The organism is Streptomyces sp. NPDC054757 (genome assembly GCF_053612185.1).
Map to the genome: position 1 here is coordinate 36,263 of NZ_JBSHBW010000026.1, position 17,377 is coordinate 53,639.

A 17,377-nucleotide genomic window follows, 5' to 3' on the forward strand; every position below is an offset into this window, starting at 1 on the left:
CGGGTTCAGACGTTGACATGCGGGAACCGGGTGTCATGGGCTAGGCAGGGCCCATGGCGGTCTTCGTCGCGCTCGGCGCGTTCCTGATGACGCTCGTCGGCGGCTGGACCGCTCAGCGGGTCACCGACAAGCGTCACCTCGTGCTGGGTCTGGCCGGCGGCCTGATGCTCGGTGTGGTCGGGCTCGACCTGCTGCCCGAGGCGCTGCGCGCGGCGGGCGGTGAGGTGTTCGGGGTGCCGGCCGCGCTGCTGCTGTTCGTCGGCGGGTTCCTCGTCGCCCACCTGGTGGAGCGGCTGCTCGCGGTGCGCCAGGCGGCGCACGGGGCGGCGGAGGAGCGGGTGCCCCAGGTCGGGCTGACCGCGGCGGCCGCGATGGTCGGCCACAGCCTGATGGACGGTGTCGCGATCGGCGCGGCCTTCCAGGTGGGCGACGGGATGGGCGCCGCCGTCGCCATCGCGGTGGTCACCCACGACTTCGCGGACGGCTTCAACACGTACACCCTGACCAGCCTGTACGGGAACGCGCGGCGCAAGGCGATCGCCATGCTGGTCGCCGACGCGCTGGCGCCCGTGCTGGGCGCGGCATCGACGCTGCTGTTCACCCTTCCGGAGCAGCCGCTCGGCTGCTATCTCGGCTTCTTCGGCGGTGTCCTGCTCTATCTCGCCGCCGCGGAGATCCTCCCCGAGGCCCACCACGAACACCCGGCCCGCTCCACCCTGCTCTGCACGGTGGCGGGGGTGGCGTTCATCTGGCTGGTGGTGGGCGCCGCGGGCTGAGGCCCGGGCGGTCCGGGCCGGACCTGCTGTTCCCCGGCCCGGACCCGCTTCAGATCCGCTCCACTCGGTGGCCCGGCTCGTACCGCGTACCCGTTCCGTCCGTGCACCGTTCAACCCGCGCACCCGTCCAGGAAGCGGCGGGCGACTCCGGGCTGTGCGGCCCAGTGCGTGTGCAGATAGCTCGCGTGCACGCCCTGCTGGACGAAGCCCTCGACCCGGCGCTCCGGCTGGTGCACACCCCACGCAGGCGTGGCGCCCGCGCCCGGCTCCAGGACGGTGCGGTGGAACTCATGGGCGCGCAGCCTGGTCCCGGCCCGCGCCAGCGAGCTGTCCGACACGGCCACCGCGTCCCGGTAGCCGAGCGTCAGCCGCTCCGACATCCGGGCCTCGGCGTCCAGCACACCGCACATCGGGTGCCCGTCGAGCGACCGCGACAGATAGAGCAGCCCGGCGCACTCGGCGGCCACCGGTGCGCCGGACGCCGCAAGCCCGGCCACGGCCCGGCGCAGCGGCTCGTTGGCGGACAGCTCGGGCCCGTACACCTCGGGGAAACCGCCGCCTATGACCAGCGCGCCGGTCCCTTCGGGGAGCCGCTCGTCATGGAGCGGGTCGAAGCCGACGACATCGGCGCCCGCCGCGGTGAGCAGCTCGGTGTGCTCGGTGTACGAGAAGGAGAACGCGGCCCCGCCCGCGACGGCGACGACGGGCCGCGCCCGGCGGCCCGCACCGGTGCCGGAGGCGGTGTCCCGCCCGGCTGTTCCGCCCCGGGAGGCCACGACCCGTCCCACCGGCCCGCCTCCGGAAGCCGCGACGCCTGCCACCGGCCCGCCGCCCGCGGTGGCCGTGGCCCGTAGCGCCGTGCCCTCCCCGGTGGCCGAGGCCCGTACCGCCGTGCCGACGTCCGCCGCCGCGCCGAGTGCCTCCCACGGGTCCCACGGTGCGGTGTCCAGCGGCGGGGCGCTGCGCGCCAGCGCGAGTACCGCCTCCAGATCGCACCCCGCACGCACCTGCTCCGCCATCGCCGCGACCGCGCCCACCGCGTCGGGGCGCCGCTCCGCCACCGGCACCAGGCCCAGGTGACGGGATGGGGTCCGCGCCTGCCCGGTGCGCCGCAGCACCCCGAGCACCGGCACCCCCGACTCGTCCAGGGCCTCCCGGAGCAGCGCCTCGTGCCGGTCCGAGCCCACCTTGTTGAGGATCACCCCGCCGATCCGCACCTCCGGGTCCCAGGAGGCGAAGCCGTGCACCAACGCCGCCGCCGAACGGGACTGCGACGACGCGTCGACCACCAGCACCACCGGGGCCCGCAGCACCTTCGCGACCTGTGCGGTGGACGCCAGCTCGCCCTGCCCGGCCGCCCCGTCGTACAGCCCCATCACGCCCTCGACGACCGCCAGGTCCGCCCCGGCCGCACCGTGCGCGAAGAGCGGCGCGATCAGCTCCGTACCGCAGAGGTACGCGTCGAGATTGCGCCCGGGGCGGCCGGTCGCCAGCGCGTGGTAGCCCGGGTCGATGTAGTCGGGGCCCACCTTGTGCGGCGACACGGCGAGCCCGCGCCCGGCGAACGCGGCCATCAGCCCGGTGGCGACCGTGGTCTTGCCGCTGCCCGACGAGGGCGCGGCGATGACGAGTCTGGCTACCACTCGATGCCCCTCTGCCCCTTCTGCCCCGCGTCCATCGGATGCTTGACCTTGGACATGTCGGTCACCAGGTCGGCGACGTCGAGCAGCGCCTGCGGCGCGTTCCGCCCGGTGATCACCACATGCTGGGTGCCCGGCCGGTCCCGCAGTACGGAGACCACCTCATCGGTGTCCACCCACCCCCAGTGCATCGGGTAGGCGAACTCGTCGAGCACGACCAGCCGGTAGCTCTCCGCCGCCAGGTCGCGCTTGACCTGCTCCCAGCCCTCTCGGGCGGCCTCCTCGCTCGACTCGATGGACCGCTGGACCCAGGACCACCCCTCGCCCATCTTGTGCCAGGCGACCGTCCCGCCCTCACCGCTGTCCCCGAGCACCCGCAGGGCCCGCTCCTCGCCGACCTTCCACTTGGCGGACTTCACGAACTGGAACACCCCGACGGGCCAGCCCTGGTTCCAGGCGCGCAGCGCGAGCCCGAAGGCAGCGGTCGACTTCCCCTTCCCGATACCCGTGTGCACCATGGTCAGCGGGCGGTTGCGGCGCTGCCGGGTGGTCAGCCCGTCGTCCGGCACGGTGGTCGGCTGTCCCTGCGGCATTACGCTGCCCTCCTCGGCGAACTGCTCCGTATGTCCTGCGCGGTGTCCTTGACCACGTCCTTCACCAGACCTGCGATGCTCTCGGCCCGCAGCTCGTCCAGCGTCACCGCCGTACCGCCGAGCCGCCGCGCCAGCTCCCCGGCGAGCCCCAGCCTGACCGGCCCCGTCTCGCAGTCCACGACGACCGATGCGACGCCCTCCGCCTCGTGCAGCCGCGCCGCGCGCGCCGCCAGGGCGACAGGATCCGGGCCGCCGGTGGCCCGGCCGTCGGTGACGACCACGAGCAGCGGCCGGCGGGACGGGTCCCGCATCCGCTCGACCCGCAGGACCTCATGGGCCTTCAGCAGCCCGGCGGCCACCGGGGTGCGCCCGCCGGTCGGCAGTGTGTCGAGCCGGGCCGCTGCCGCGTCGACGGACGAGGTCGGCGGCAGCGCGATCTCCGCGTCCTTGCCGCGGAAGGTCACCAGGCCCACCTTGTCGCGCCGCTGGTATGCGTCGAGCAGCAGCGAGAGCACCGCACCCTTCACCGCGCTCATCCGCTGCCTGGCCGCCATCGAACCCGACGCGTCCACCACGAAGAGCACCAGATTCCCCTCGCGCCCCTCCCGGGTGGCCTGCCGCAGATCGTCCCTGCGCACCACGAGACCGCGCCCCGAGCGCCCGCGCGCCCGCTGGTGCGGCGCGGCGGCCAGGACCGTCGCCGCCAGATGGAGCTTGGTGAGCGCGCCCTGCGGCCGGCGTGAACCGGTGGTGCGGCCGTGCTCGGTCCTGGCCCGTGAGCGGCGCCCCGCGGCCCCCTCGCCGAGCCCCGGCACACTCAGTACGCGGGTGCGGAACGGTTCTGCCGGTCTGGCCGCCGCCTGTTCCCCGCCACCGCCGGGCGCGGTGGGGCCGCCCTCGCCCGCCCCCTGCGGCGCCGGCGTGCCGGACCCGTCCGCTGACGGCTCCTCGTGCGCCGGCGTGTCGGACCCGTCAGCCGACGGTTCCGGGCGCGCCGGTGTGTCGTCAGGGCCGCCGTCCCCGTCACGCTGCGGCGGCAGCCCGCCACCGCCGCCACCTTCGGGCCCGGGGCCGTCGTCGTCGCCGTCGGGCCCGTCGCCGTCGCCCGCGGACTCCGCCAGCGTGTCGTCGAGCTTGTCCTCGTCGAGCCCCGGCGCGTCGAACGGGTTGCGCCTGCGGCGGTGCGGCAGCGCGAGCAGCGCCGCCTGCCGCACATCGTCGGCCGTGACGTCCGTACGCCCCGCCCAGGCCGCCAGCGCGGTCGCGGTGCGCGCCATCACGATGTCCGCGCGCATCCCGTCCACCTCGAAGGCGGCACAGGTCGCGGCGATCTGCCGCAGCGCCCGGTCGCCCAGCCGTACCGAGGGCAGCAGCGCACGCGCGGCCACGATCCGCTCCCGCAGCGCGCCCTCCTCGTCCGCCCAGCGGGCCGTGAACCCGGCGGGGTCGTCGTCGTACGCGAGCCTCCTGCGCACCACCTCGACCCGCTGGTCCGGATCGCGCGAGGCGGCGACCTCGACGGTCAGCCCGAAGCGGTCCAGCAACTGCGGCCGCAGCTCACCCTCTTCGGGGTTCATCGTCCCGACGAGCAGGAACCGCGCCGCATGCCGTACGGAGACGCCCTCGCGCTCCACGTACGAGGCGCCCATCGCCGCGGCGTCCAGCAGCAGATCCACCAAGTGGTCGTGCAGCAGGTTGACTTCGTCGACATAGAGGATCCCTCGGTGCGCGTCGGCGAGCAGCCCCGGCTCGAAGGCCTTCACGCCCTCGGCCAGCGCGCGTTCGATGTCCAGGGCGCCGACCAGCCGGTCCTCGGACGCGCCGACGGGCAGTTCGACCATGCGCGCCTCGCGCGACACGCCGTCGGCGGACTCGTGGGGGCCGTCCGGACACGCCGGGTCGGGCGCGCCGGGGTCGCACGAGAAGCGGCACCCCGGTACCACCGGGACCCCGGGCAGCAGTGCGGACAGAGCCCGCACCGCCGTACTCTTCGCGGTCCCCTTCTCGCCGCGCACGAGCACGCCGCCGACTGCCGGGCTGACCGCGTTGAGCAGCAGCCCGAGACGCAGGTCGTCCATGCCCACGACAGCGGTGAACGGATAGGGCGTGGTCACTTCGGGATCACTCCTTCAGATGCTCGGGTGGCAGGTTCGGTATCGGCCGGGAGGCCGCTGGGCCATGTCGTGCGGGGCGCCGCCGGGCGGGCGGCAACCGCCGCTCCCGTCGCTTCCGCCGCTCTCATGGCGCCCCCGGCGGTACGAAGGGGAGCCCGGCCGGAGCGCCCGACTCGATCAGCGCGAGCAGCCCCTCGGTGTCCGCGTGCTCCTCGATGAGGTCGCCGAGCCGGTCCAGCTGCTCCTCGCGGAGCACACCGAAGTTGGTGTCGGGCGCCGGTACGAAACGCCGGCCCGCCACGGCGGCGACCTCGCGCAGGAACGCCCGGCGGAAACCGTCGCTCTCCAGCGAGCCGTGCCAGTGCGTGCCCCACACGGAACCGGCGCGGCACCCGTCGAGGAACGGCGTACCGCCCCGGACGTCCGCGACCCCGTGGTGGATCTCGTACCCCTCGACGGGCTCCCCGAGCGCCTCGCCGGCCGGCCGCGCCAGGGTCTTCTCCACGGCGAACCGCACCCGCACGGGCAGCAGCCCCAGCCCGGCCACGGACCCGGCGCGCGATTCGACCGTGTCGTCGATGTGCTCGCCCAGCAGCTGGAAACCGCCGCAGATGCCCAGCACCGGACGGCCTTCGGCGGCCCGCCTCGCCAGCGCGTCCGCGAGCCCCCGCTCGCGCAGCCACGCCAGGGCGCGCACTGTGCCACGTGTCCCCGGCACGATCACCAGATCCGCGTCCGCCAGCTCCTCCGCACGGTCCACGAACCGCACCACGACGCCCGGTTCGGCCGCCAGCGCGTCCACATCGGTGAAGTTCGACATCAGCGGCACGGCGCACACGGCGACCCGCAGAACATCCTGCCCGTACGGCGCCGAGACCGCGGACTCACGCACGGTGCCGCGCATCGACACCCGCAGCCCGTCCTCCTCGTCGATGCCCAGACCGTGCGCGTACGGCAGCACCCCGTAGGTCCGCCGCCCGGTCAGCCCGTACAGCATGTCGAGCCCCGGTTCGAGGAGGGAGACGTCGCCGCGGAACTTGTTGACGAGATATCCCGCGACCAGCGACTGGTCCTCGGCGGCCAGCAGCGCGGTCGTACCGAAGAACGACGCGAAGACACCGCCCCGGTCGATGTCGCCGACGACGACCACCGGGAACCGCGCGGCGCGCGCGATGCCCATGTTCACGATGTCGGTCCGCCGCAGATTGATCTCGGCGGGACTGCCCGCCCCCTCGCAGATCACCGCGTCGTACGTGCCCCGCAGCTCGGCCAGGCAGTCCGTCACCGTGGAGAGCAGCGCCTCCTGCCGCCCGCCGTGGTAGCCGCGGGCGCTCATCTCGCCCACCGGCTTCCCCATCAGCACGACCTGGCTCGACCGGTCGCTCCCCGGCTTGAGCAGGACCGGATTCATCAGGGCCGTGGGCTCGACCCGCGCCGCCTGCGCCTGCATGGCCTGGGCCCGCCCGATCTCCGCGCCCTCGCGGGTGACGAACGAGTTGAGCGACATGTTCTGCGCCTTGAACGGCGCGACCTTCACCCCCCGGCGCACCAGCCACCGGCAGATGCCCGCCGTGACCACGCTCTTCCCGGCGTCCGACGTCGTACCGGCCACCAGCAGTCCGCCGCTCATCCGCGCACCTTCCTCACCACGAGAGCCGCCGCGAGCGCCAGCACGGACACCCGGCGCGACAGCCGGACCGCACGCTCGATGTCCCCGTACTCCACGGGCCTGCCACCGCCGTTGAGCACCGCCCGGTGCTCGACCCGGCCGCCGTACGAGAGGGTGCCGCCGAGCCGTACACCCAGCGCGCCCGCGAACGAGGCCTCGACCGGGCCCGCGTTGGGGCTCGGGTGGCCGCCCGCGTCGGACCGCCAGGCGCGCAGGGCGCCGCCCGGGTCCCCGCCCGCGAGGACCGCGAGTACGGCGGTGAGCCGGGCGCCGGGCCAGCCCGCCAGGTCGTCCAGCCGGGCGGAGGCCCAGCCGTACCGCAGATAACGGGGCGACCGGTGGCCGACCATCGCGTCCAGGGTGTTCACCGCCCGGAACCCGGCGAGCCCCGGCACCCCGGCCAGCGCACCCCAGACCAGCGCGCCCACCACCGCGTCCGAGGTGTTCTCGGCCACGGACTCCACGACGGCCCGCGCGATCTGCTGGGCGTCCAGGGCCTGCGGATCGCGTCCGCACAGATGCGGCAGCCGCTCCCTGGCTGCCTCGGTGTCACCGGCGGCCAGCGCATCGCCCACCGCGCGCGCCTCCCGCCCCAGCGAGGTGCCGCCGACGACGGCCCAGGTGGTGGCCGCGGTCAGCGCGATCCCCGCCGCGGGCCGGCCGCGCACGGCCCGCCCGGCCAGCACGGCGGCGCCCACCGCGCCCCCGGCGCAGACCGCGGTGTGCAGGACGCCCCACCCGCGGTGGTCGCGCCAGAGCCGGCGCTCCACTGCGGCGGCGGCCCGCCCGAAAGCGGCGACGGGGTGCCCGCGCCGGGGATCGGCGATGAGGAAGTCCGCCAGGAGGCCCGTGGCGGCGCCGTACACGAAGACACGCTCGGCACGCATGGGGTCAGCAGGCCGGTACGCCTCGGCGGGCCCCTGCCGCGCTGGTGACCGGAGTGTCGGGGCGATCGGGCAGCAGGCAGCCGCGCATGGCGTAGTCCTCACTCAGGGTGTCCGCGCCCTGGTTCGACGTGACCGGCGGTGAGAGTTCCTGGCTCCCGGGGTGCGACCCCCGGTGACAGTGGCGGGACCGCGCCGGATTCGCACCGGACTTCCTCTCCTGCCGCCGTACTGGCCCCGGCAGTCCACCACGGTCGGCGAACACCCGTCAACTCACCCTTGACCTGCGACGAGTCGTTGTGCCGGGCCCCACACGGGCCGCCGGGGCTACGGCGTGACGCGGGGGAGCGGGGCCGTCAGGCGACGATCAGGAAGATTCCGTACGCGACGGCCGCCGCGCAGAGCGCGAAGCAGGCGTACGAACCCGCCCGCACGCCCGGGGTGCCGCCCCGGCCCGTACCGGCCGGTGCCGTGGCGGCGGGTGCGGTCGCGGTGCCCGCCTCCGGCGCGGGCTCACGCGCCAGCCCCACCACGCCGAGCGTGAAGAGGCCGACCAGTCCGACGGTCGCCACGAGGCTGACGCCGAAGACGGTGCCGAGAGCTGCCCAGTCGATGTCCATGGTGGGGTGTCCTTCTCGTTCGGGCCGTCAGACCGTGGCGGGCCGGGTCGGCTCCGGTGCGGGGCCGCCCGGTGCGGGGATGGTGGTCCGCAGACCTTCGGGGACCGCGACGGGCGGCGGGGCGACGGCGGCGATGGCTGTCGTCACCACCCCGGCGGGCTCGTCGGCGACCGCGGGCCCGTCCGGCGTGACGCTGTGCCGGTCGACCGGTGTACGGCGGGAGAGCGCCCAGATGACACCGGAGCCCGCGACCAGCAGAACGGCCACGGCCCCGATACCCCAGGGACCGCGGCCGGTCAGGAACTCGGCGCCCGCGCCTACGAGCGCGGCGGCGGGCAGCGTCAGACACCAGGCGACGGCCATCCGGGTCGCGGTGGACCAGCGGACCACCCCGCCCTTGCGGCCGAGGCCCGCGCCCATCACGGAGCCCGAGCAGACCTGGGTGGTGGAGAGCGAGAAGCCGAGGTGCGAGGAGGCCAGGATCACGGTCGCGGCACCGGTCTGGGCGGCGAAGCCCTGCTGCGGCCTGAGCTCCGTGAGCCCCTTGCCCATGGTCTTGATGATGCGCCAGCCGCCCAGGTAGGTGCCGAGTGCGATGGCGGTGCCCGCGGAGACGATGACCCACAGCGGCGGGTTCGAACCGGGGGCGATGACCTTGCCGGTGACCAGGGCGAGGGTGATGATGCCCATGGTCTTCTGCGCGTCGTTGGTGCCGTGGGCCAGCGAGACCAGGCCGGCGGAGGCGATCTGGCCCGCCCGGTAGCCCTTGGCGGTGGACTTCTCGTCCGTACGGCGTCCGATCCGGTACGTCAGCCTGGTGGCCAGCAGCGCGGCGAGACCGGCGACGACCGGCGCGGCGACCGCGGGGAGCAGGACCTTGGTGACGACCACGTCGCCGTTGACACCGGACGAGCCGACCGACATCAGCGTGGCTCCGATGAGCCCGCCGAAGAGTGCGTGGGAGGAACTGGACGGCAGGCCGAGCAGCCAGGTCAGCAGGTTCCAGAGGATGGCGCCGACGAGCGCCGCGAAGATCACTTCGGTGGTGATGCCCTGTTCGTTGATGATCCCGCCGGAGATCGTCCTGGCGACCTCGACGGAGAGGAACGCCCCGACGAGGTTGAGCACGGCGGACATGGCCACCGCGGTCTTCGGTTGGAGAGCGCCGGTCGAGATGGTCGTGGCCATCGCGTTGGCCGTGTCGTGGAAACCGTTCGTGAAGTCGAACACGAGAGCGGTAATGATCACGATCCCAAGGAGCAGGGTCAAGTGTTCCATTTACCTGGGCAATCGTTCGAGGTCATTGACGCGATGAACGTAGGCAACCCGGGTGAACGGAAGATGAACTGAGCCGGGCGCTGTGGTGACCCTGCCCGGACGCACCCATTCCGCTCATCGCGGCCCGCTTGCCCGCCCGCCTGCCTGCCTGCCGTCGCGGCGTACCGCGGTGCCCGCGGGCCTGGCATCATCGCGGGGACGGGCCGCCTGTGCCCGGGGCGGCGCACCGGGACCGGTGCGTTCCGGATGTTCCGGATGTTCCGGATGTTCCGGATGTTCCGGATGTGGGGTCAGATGTGATGGGGCCAGATGTGAGATGTGATGGGGGAGGGTGCCGTGACGTCCTATGAGACCGGTCCGCTCGCGCATGCCTGGCACGATGTGGTCGCCACCGCCCGCAGGACCGCGTCCGATGGGCTGGTCGTCGGTACATCGGGCAATGTCTCGGTGCGCTGCGGCGATCTGATCCTGGTCACCCCCAGCGGGGTGCCGTACGAGCGGCTCGGCCCCGGCGACACCGTCGCCGTCGACCTGGAGGGCCGCCAGGTGCTCGGCGAGCTGAAGCCGACCAGCGAACTGCCCCTGCATCTCGCCGTCTACCGCGCCACCACCGCCACCGCCGTGGTCCACACCCACGCGGTGCACGCGACGGCGGTCTCCACCCTCGTCCCCGAGCTGCCCGCCGTCCACTACATGGCCGCCGCACTGGGCGGCCCGGTGCGGGTCGCCCCGTACGCGCTCTACGGAAGCGACGAGCTGGCGGCGAACATGCTCACCGCACTCGCCGACCGCTCCGGCTGCCTCCTCCAGAACCACGGCACGGTCACCTTCGGCGGCTCGCTCGACCAGGCGTACGACCGCACCGCCCAGCTGGAGTGGATGTGCAGGCTCTGGCTCACCGCGTCCGCGCTGCCCGGCCGCTCACCGTCCCTGCTCTCGCCGGAACAGCTGGCCGAGGCCGGCGGGAAGCTCCGGGAGTACGGCCAGCCCGGTTAGCCCTGCCGCCCGCTCGGTGCCGCCCGCTCGCTCAGTGCCTTCTGCCCGGCGCTTTCGTCCGGCGTCTTCCGTCCGGCGCCTTCCGCCCACTGGCCTGCGCCTGGACCGGACCGGACCGGATCGGGCCCGGTCCGGTCCGGAGCCGCAGCCACCGCTCCGGCCACGTTTGCTCCGGCCGGGTGGCAGCGGGGCCCGCCCCCACCGACACTGAAGGGGTGCGCCCGGCAACCGCGACGGCAACGGCCGTCACCACCCTGATCGGCGCCGGTGTGGCCGCGGCAGCGGCCGGCCGGCTCGCCGGCGAGGCCGCGCTCAGGACGCCGCAGGGCCGGGCCCTGCCCGCCGAGCCCCGGCTCTCCGTCCACGCCACCGCCCCCGGCCGGATCACCCTCACCCGGTGCCTGGCCTCGCTGCGCCCCGGCGTGTACGGGCTTGAGGGCCCCGGCCTCCACGCGGTCGTCGGGCCGGTGATCGACGGTGGCTCGGAGACCGCCGACACGGTCGTGCGCCGTCTCGACCGGGTCACCTACGGCACGCTCGCCCCCGGCACCAAGGCCCGGCTCACCCCGCAGGTCCACGTCGGGGACCCGCGCTCCGCACTCGGCATCGACCACGCCGACGTGGACATCCCAGGTGAACTCGGCTCGTCCCCGGCCTGGTTCGTACCCGGCCCCCGCCCCACCTGGGTGATCACGGTGCACGGCCTGGGGACCGGCAGGGAGCTGCCCATGAACGTCCTGGGCTTCCTGAACGAGCAGCAGTTCCCGGTCCTCGACATCTCCTACCGGGGGGACACCGGCGCACCCGCGTCACCGGACGGCCTCGGACACCTCGGCGCGTCCGAGTGGCGCGACCTGGACGCGGCCATCCGCTACGCGGTCCGCTACGGCGCCGAGCGCGTCGTCCTGCACGGCTGGTCCACCGGCGCCGCGATGGCCCTGCACGCGGCGGCGGGCTCGGGGATGCGCGACCGTATCAGCGGTCTGGTGCTCGACTCCCCGGTCCTGGACTGGGAGGCGACCCTCGGTGCGCTGGCCGCAGCCCGGCGCACCCCGGCCGTCCTGCTGCCGCTCGCCGTACGGGCGGCCCAGGGGCGTACCGGCGTCGACGGCGACCGCCTGCGGGCCGCCGCCGACCCACGGGCGCTGACCGTGCCCACGCTGATCTTCCACGGCCCCGACGACCGGGTCGCCTCCTGGCAGCGCTCCGTCGAACTCGCTGCGGGCAAGCCGTCGTTGGTGGAGCTGAGGACCGTGGCCGGCGCCCCGCACGGGGCCATGTGGAACGCGGATCCGGCCGGCTACGAAGAGGCCATGCGGCGCTTCCTGACCCCGCTGATGTAGCACCGCAGGGCCGGATCCGGTCCGCAGGGCCTCTCCCGTACGCCCTGCGTCAACCTGTAGCGAGGGGTTCCGTTTGGGCTTTCGGCCCGTCAGAGGCAAGACTGCTCCCCGTGACGTCCCGTAACCCGCGCGACTCCAGACTCCGCCTCGTCCGCCCCCGACCTCTGGTCACGGCCCGCCGCGTCGTGAGCAACCGGCCCATCCGTCCCGCCCCGCGCCCGCCCGCCGGTACACCGGTCCAGGCGGAGCTGGCCCGCCAGGCCAGGGCGGTCCTCGCCGACGCCGTCCGGATCGCCCGCTGGGCGGGCGACGCCCGGCCGGTGCAGGGCGGGGCGCTGGCCGCCCCCGCCGCCGAACACGCCGTACGCGCCCTCGCGTTGACACCGGAAGCCGTCCGGGCGGGCTGGGACCGCGCCCGGCTCGCCGGACTCGTCGAACTGCACGGGGACATCGCCCGCCCCGGCTGGCGGCTGCGCGCCTGGGACGGTGACGACAGCGCGGTGCTGCGCGGCTGGGTCGCCCTCTTCGACGCCTGGTCGATCGTCCACCCGGCAGCCCCCGACGTGCCCGCCACCGCGGTGGCCGAGGTCGTCGAGGCCGTACCGCAGGTCCTCTCGCTGCTCCAGCTCTCCGCGGGGCCCGTGACCGTACCGGCCCTGCTCGACCTGCTCAGGCAGCGCGTCGCCGAGCTGCACGAGGAGCGCTGTGAGGTCCCCTACGGCCCGCAGCCGCAGCCCGAGCCCCCCACGGCGGCGACGCCGCTCCCCGCGCTGCTCGACTGGGCGCTGCGGGGCCTGGCGGCGGTCGGCGCCCTGACCCTCGCGCCGGGCCAGGCGACACTGACGCCGCTGGGCAACTGGGCGGTCTGGGTCAAGCTGGAGCAGATCTGCGTCGCCGCGCAGAGCCCGGCGGGCAACATCGAGCAGCGCGCCGACGCCATGCTGCGCGGCTGCGCGGGGCTGACGCCGGGACCGGCGCGCGCCGAGTACCGGGCGTGGCTGGCCGCCCGCACCGTGGGCAGCGCCGTCACCGAGCTGCTCGGGGTGGCCCGCGGCGAGGACGCGCTGCTGCGCGGTCTCGCCTTCGAGGCGCTGCGGGTGGTCGGTGCCCCCGCGGAGGCCGCGGTACGGGACGCGGCGGGGGAGACCTCACTCCGTCCGTACGCGGTGCTCTGGCTCGCGGAGTACGAGGGCGCCGACCCGGAGGACGCCCATGACGCGCTCACCCGGGAAGAGGCGACCTGGCTCTGGGTGGACACGGCGGCCGCCGTCGCCGACCACGGCGAGAGCGCCCTGCTGGTCCGCCATCTGGAATCGGCGGTCCAGGGCACCGTGCCCGCCCTGCTCGAAGAGGTACGGGCGGTGGGGCACCCCCGCACCGTGCAGGTGCTGGTGGCGCTCGCGGCCGCCCACCCGGACCCCGCACTGGCCAAGGCGGTACGCCGGGCCGCGTTCCAGGTGCACACCGGGGGCGTCTGACCGCCGGGCGACGCGTGCCGGGACGGCAAGGGTCTGTCCGGCCTGCCGGCCCCCGGCACCGTCCCGGTACGGCGGCCGCCGAGGTCCGGCGGCGGTGCGGGGGTCCCGGTTCGTCCCTCTTGTGCGGGGAGGGGCGCTCTCGGGGGACGGGTACCGACAGAGCTCCCGCGCGGCACCGTTAGACTGGGCCGCATGGCATTTCTCCTTGTGCATTAGCCGGCGTCGAAGCACCCCTCCGCCTGCCCTTCCGCCGTCCATACCGCCCTGGAGTTTTTCCGTGATCACCGCTTCCGGCATCGAGCTGCGCGCCGGCGCCCGCATCCTCATCGAGTCCGCCTCCTTCCGTATCGCCAAGGGCGACCGCATCGGCCTCGTCGGCCGCAACGGTGCGGGCAAGACCACCCTCACCAAGTGCCTCGCCGGTGAGGGCATCCCCGCCGGGGGCACCATCACCCGCTCGGGAGAGGTCGGCTATCTCCCGCAGGACCCGCGCACCGGCGACCTCGACGTCCTCGCCCGCGACCGCATCCTCTCCGCCCGTGACCTCGACTCCGTACTGCGCAAGATGCGCGAGAACGAGGAGCGCATGGCGAACGGCAAGGGCGCGACCCGCGAGAAGGCGATGAAGAAGTACGAGCGCCTGGAGACGGAGTTCCTCACCAAGGGCGGGTACGCAGCCGAGGCCGAGGCGGCCACCATCGCCGCGGCCCTCGGGCTGCCCGACCGGGTGCTCGGCCAGCCGCTCCACACGCTCTCCGGCGGTCAGCGCCGCCGGGTCGAGCTGGCCAGGATCCTCTTCTCGGACGCCGACACCCTGCTCCTCGACGAGCCCACCAACCACCTCGACGCCGACTCCATCGTCTGGCTGCGCGAGTACCTGAAGAGCTACCGCGGCGGCTTCATCGTGATCTCCCACGATGTCGAGCTGGTCGAGACGGTGGTCAACAAGGTCTTCTATCTGGACGCCAACCGCACCCAGATCGACATCTACAACATGGGGTGGAAGCTCTACCAGCAGCAGCGCGAGGCCGACGAGAAGCGCCGCAAGCGCGAGCGCCAGAACGCCGAGAAGAAGGCCGCGTCCCTCAACTCGCAGGCCGACAAGATGCGCGCCAAGGCCACCAAGACCGTCGCCGCGCAGAACATGGCCAAGCGCGCGGACCGGCTGCTCGCCGGTCTCGAAGCCGTCCGGGTCTCCGACAAGGTCGCCAAGCTGCGCTTCCCCGATCCCGCGCCGTGCGGCAAGACCCCGCTGACGGCGGAGGGCCTGTCCAAGTCGTACGGCTCGCTGGAGATCTTCACCGATGTCGACCTCGCGGTGGACAAGGGTTCCCGCGTCGTCATCCTCGGCCTCAACGGCGCGGGCAAGACCACTCTGCTGAAGCTGCTGGCCGGTGCGGAGAAGCCCGACACCGGAGAGGTCATCGAGGGCCACGGCCTGAAGATGGGCTACTACGCGCAGGAGCACGAGACGCTGGACCCCGAGCGCTCGGTCCTGGAGAACATGCGCTCGGCGGCGCCCGACCTCGACCTGGTGCAGGTCCGCAAGACGCTCGGCTCGTTCCTCTTCTCGGGCGACGACGTCGACAAGCCGGCCGGGGTCCTCTCCGGCGGTGAGAAGACCAGGCTCGCGCTGGCCACCCTCGTGGTCTCATCGGCCAATGTGCTGCTCCTCGACGAGCCCACCAACAACCTCGACCCGGCCAGCCGCGAGGAGATCCTCGGCGCGCTCCGCACCTACAAGGGCGCGGTCATCCTCGTCACCCACGACGAGGGCGCGGTGCACGCGCTGGAGCCGGAGCGGATCATCCTGCTGCCGGACGGCGTCGAGGACCTGTGGGGTCCGGACTACGCGGACCTGGTCGCACTGGCCTGATCCAGCGGCCCCGGTCCCCTCGGGTCCACCAGTGATCCACCGCCCGGTCCGTCGCCCGATCCACCCCGGATGGATCATTCGGCCCACAGGTGATCCTTCATCTGAGTGAGCCGCTCTCGTACCCCGGCGTGTCCCATGACGGCGCCCCGACCGGCGGGCGCAGCTCGGGCCCCTGCCGTGCTTTCTCCACCGGACCGCCGCTGACCTGCGACTTCGCGCTCAGTGGCGGTCCTGTGCGGTTTCTGCAGGCGTCGGAATGGCGCGATCCGCTCCGTGGAGTGAGCCGGGACACAGAAATCCCTCCGCCACAGACCTTGCCGAATGGGTGGCCAGGAAGGCCGGGAGGGGTGATCATGAGAGTCCAGAGCGCACTTCCTTGAGGAGGCACGGGTGGCCGAGACTCTGAAGAAGGGCAGCCGGGTTACCGGCGCCGCGCGTGACAAGCTCGCGGCAGACCTGAAGAAGAAATACGACTCCGGTGCGAGCATCCGGGCACTGGCGGAAGAGACCGGCCGTTCCTACGGATTCGTCCACCGGATGCTCAGCGAGTCCGGTGTGGCGCTGCGAGGACGCGGCGGAGCGACGCGGGGCAAGAAAGCCGCGTCGGCCTGACAGGGCCGAGACCCCGGGCCCACCGGTTCACCATGGTGGCCACCCGGTCGGCCGAGAGGCCGGCAGGGTGGTTACTGTGCAGTCACTTAACCGTCTGCACCGAACCGGAGACCCCATGACCTCGCTCGACTACGTGCTCGACAAGGACGGCGTACGGCTCACCGTCGAGGACACGGTTGCCACGGTGACGCTGGCCAACCCCGCGAAGCGCAACGCCCAGTCTCCCGCTCTGTGGCGGGCGTTGACAGAAGCGGGACGGTCACTGCCGGGCAGTGTCCGCGTCGTGGTGCTCCGCGGTGAGGGCAAGTCCTTCTCCGCGGGCCTGGACCGGCAGGCTTTCACGCCTGAGGGTTTCGACGGCGAGCCGTCCTTCCTCGATCTGGCGCGCGGTGACGACGCCTCACTCGACGCGGCCATCGCCGAGTACCAGGAGGCGTTCACCTGGTGGCGCCGCCCCGACCTGATCACGATCGCCGCCGTCCAGGGCCATGCGATCGGCGCCGGGTTCCAGCTCGCCCTCGCCTGCGACCTGCGGGTCGTCGCCGACGACGTGCAGTTCGCCATGCGCGAGACCAGTCTCGGACTCGTCCCCGACCTCACCGGCACCCACCCGCTGGTGGGGCTCGTCGGCTATGCCCGCGCGCTGGAGATCTGCGCCACCGGACGGTTCGTGCACGCCGATGAGGCCGTCCGTACCGGCCTGGCCAATCTGGCCGTCCCGGCCGACGAACTCGAAGGCACGGTCACCGACCTGGCGTCCGCCCTGCTCGCCGCCCCCCGCGACGCGGTCATCGAGACCAAGGCGCTGCTGATCGGGGCGGCAAACCGTACATACGAGGAGCAGCGCACGGCCGAGCGCGCCGCCCAGGCCCGCAGGCTGCGTGACCTGGCGGGCCTGTCCGACTGACCGGCCGCCTCACGACACCCGGCGTGCGCGGTGTTTCACCGCACGCAACCGGACCTCGGCGGGAAGCCTGGCGAACCCCGCCGATTCGCGGGCGTGCGCCAAGGCCCCGGTGGTGAGGCCCGAGAGCGCCGAGACCGGTTCGGAGTGTGCCGTGAGGGACATGCTGATCCGGGCCGCGGGGGAGGTGCGCCGGCCGGTCAGCCGCACCACCGCACGGTCGACGCCGTGCAGCGACTCGGCCTCGGAGGCCAGGGCGTTCTCCAGCGCCCGGCCCCTGAGCCGCGCGCCGTCACCGTCGCCGCTGTCCACCAGCACCTCGGAGAGACGCGGGCGGCGCAGCTGGGCCAGCAGCCACCAGAGTGCGAGCAGCACGATGACGGCGAGCGCCGCGATGACCACCGGCCACCACCAGCTGTCGCCGCGCCACTTGGTGCGGCGCGCCGTGGAGAGCAGGACGTCGTGCGGTCCGCTCCAGGGCCACCAGGAGGGGACGGAGAGATTCAGCCCCGCCGCGAGGACCGACCCGCCGAGGGCGAGCAGCACCAGTCCGGCGAGGGTGAGCAGGACCCGGTTGACCGTCTTCAGCATCGC

General features: G+C 73.7%; 15 protein-coding genes and 1 riboswitch. Of the genes, 7 read left to right on the top strand and 8 right to left on the bottom strand.

Annotated elements, in window-relative coordinates; all coding sequences use genetic code 11:
* Nucleotides 1–53: 53 nt before the first annotated feature.
* Nucleotides 54–776 carry a ZIP family metal transporter gene (locus ACWGKJ_RS26655; protein WP_385028506.1) on the top strand — a complete coding sequence of 241 codons (723 nt, stop codon included), beginning with the start codon at nucleotides 54–56 and terminating at the stop codon, nucleotides 774–776.
* Nucleotides 777–886: 110 nt separating this feature from the next.
* Here the strand turns inward: ACWGKJ_RS26655 and ACWGKJ_RS26660 are convergent, their stop codons facing one another.
* From ACWGKJ_RS26660 to ACWGKJ_RS26690, 7 genes are all read right to left on the bottom strand, one after another.
* Nucleotides 887–2,419 carry a cobyrinate a,c-diamide synthase gene (locus ACWGKJ_RS26660; RefSeq protein ID WP_385028503.1) on the bottom strand — a complete coding sequence of 511 codons (1,533 nt, stop codon included), beginning with the start codon at nucleotides 2,417–2,419 and terminating at the stop codon, nucleotides 887–889.
* A complete protein-coding gene (cobO, locus tag ACWGKJ_RS26665) occupies nucleotides 2,413–3,009 on the bottom strand; it encodes a cob(I)yrinic acid a,c-diamide adenosyltransferase (protein ID WP_385028500.1) in 597 nt (198 codons plus the stop codon). Before cobO ends, ACWGKJ_RS26660 begins: the two co-directional genes overlap by 7 nt.
* Nucleotides 3,009–5,123 carry a putative cobaltochelatase gene (locus ACWGKJ_RS26670; protein WP_385028497.1) on the bottom strand — a complete coding sequence of 705 codons (2,115 nt, stop codon included), beginning with the start codon at nucleotides 5,121–5,123 and terminating at the stop codon, nucleotides 3,009–3,011. The genes cobO and ACWGKJ_RS26670 overlap by 1 nt, the downstream gene beginning before the upstream one ends.
* Nucleotides 5,124–5,247: 124 nt before the next feature.
* Nucleotides 5,248–6,753 carry a cobyric acid synthase gene (locus ACWGKJ_RS26675; protein WP_385028494.1) on the bottom strand — a complete coding sequence of 502 codons (1,506 nt, stop codon included), beginning with the start codon at nucleotides 6,751–6,753 and terminating at the stop codon, nucleotides 5,248–5,250.
* Nucleotides 6,750–7,679 (bottom strand): cobalamin biosynthesis protein, encoded by a 930-nt coding sequence (locus ACWGKJ_RS26680; protein ID WP_385028491.1) that lies wholly within the window; start codon nucleotides 7,677–7,679, stop codon nucleotides 6,750–6,752. The genes ACWGKJ_RS26675 and ACWGKJ_RS26680 overlap by 4 nt, the downstream gene beginning before the upstream one ends.
* Nucleotides 7,680–7,802: 123 nt before the next feature.
* Nucleotides 7,803–7,940: riboswitch (cobalamin riboswitch) on the bottom strand.
* 92 nt (nucleotides 7,941–8,032) lie between these two features.
* The gene (locus ACWGKJ_RS26685) at nucleotides 8,033–8,296 is read right to left on the bottom strand and encodes a hypothetical protein (RefSeq protein WP_385028488.1); all 264 of its coding nucleotides are present in this window, start codon (nucleotides 8,294–8,296) and stop codon (nucleotides 8,033–8,035) included.
* 27 nt (nucleotides 8,297–8,323) lie between these two features.
* Complete coding sequence (locus tag ACWGKJ_RS26690; protein ID WP_385028485.1) at nucleotides 8,324–9,574, bottom strand: inorganic phosphate transporter; 1,251 nt, start codon at nucleotides 9,572–9,574, stop codon at nucleotides 8,324–8,326.
* A 336-nt stretch (nucleotides 9,575–9,910) separates the two neighbouring features.
* Between ACWGKJ_RS26690 and ACWGKJ_RS26695 the strand changes: the two genes are divergently transcribed.
* From ACWGKJ_RS26695 to ACWGKJ_RS26720, 6 genes are all read left to right on the top strand, one after another.
* Nucleotides 9,911–10,570 carry a class II aldolase/adducin family protein gene (locus ACWGKJ_RS26695; protein ID WP_385028482.1) on the top strand — a complete coding sequence of 220 codons (660 nt, stop codon included), beginning with the start codon at nucleotides 9,911–9,913 and terminating at the stop codon, nucleotides 10,568–10,570.
* 215 nt (nucleotides 10,571–10,785) lie between these two features.
* Nucleotides 10,786–11,913 carry an alpha/beta hydrolase family protein gene (locus ACWGKJ_RS26700; protein ID WP_385028479.1) on the top strand — a complete coding sequence of 376 codons (1,128 nt, stop codon included), beginning with the start codon at nucleotides 10,786–10,788 and terminating at the stop codon, nucleotides 11,911–11,913.
* 110 nt (nucleotides 11,914–12,023) lie between these two features.
* Nucleotides 12,024–13,391: a hypothetical protein gene (locus tag ACWGKJ_RS26705; protein ID WP_385028476.1), complete on the top strand. Its 1,368-nt coding sequence runs from the start codon at nucleotides 12,024–12,026 to the stop codon at nucleotides 13,389–13,391.
* Between the two features lie 277 nt (nucleotides 13,392–13,668).
* Complete coding sequence (locus ACWGKJ_RS26710) at nucleotides 13,669–15,267, top strand: ABC-F family ATP-binding cassette domain-containing protein (RefSeq protein ID WP_385028474.1); 1,599 nt, start codon at nucleotides 13,669–13,671, stop codon at nucleotides 15,265–15,267.
* Nucleotides 15,268–15,657: 390 nt separating this feature from the next.
* Entirely contained in the window at nucleotides 15,658–15,879 is a 222-nt protein-coding gene (locus ACWGKJ_RS26715; protein ID WP_215181385.1) for a helix-turn-helix domain-containing protein, read from the top strand.
* 115 nt (nucleotides 15,880–15,994) lie between these two features.
* Nucleotides 15,995–16,786 (top strand): enoyl-CoA hydratase/isomerase family protein, encoded by a 792-nt coding sequence (locus ACWGKJ_RS26720; protein ID WP_385028470.1) that lies wholly within the window; start codon nucleotides 15,995–15,997, stop codon nucleotides 16,784–16,786.
* Nucleotides 16,787–16,795: 9 nt separating this feature from the next.
* On the opposite strand, the gene amaP is transcribed toward ACWGKJ_RS26720, so the two are convergent.
* The gene (gene amaP / locus ACWGKJ_RS26725; protein ID WP_385028467.1) at nucleotides 16,796–17,374 is read right to left on the bottom strand and encodes an alkaline shock response membrane anchor protein AmaP; all 579 of its coding nucleotides are present in this window, start codon (nucleotides 17,372–17,374) and stop codon (nucleotides 16,796–16,798) included.
* Between the last annotated feature and the right edge of the window lie 3 nt (nucleotides 17,375–17,377).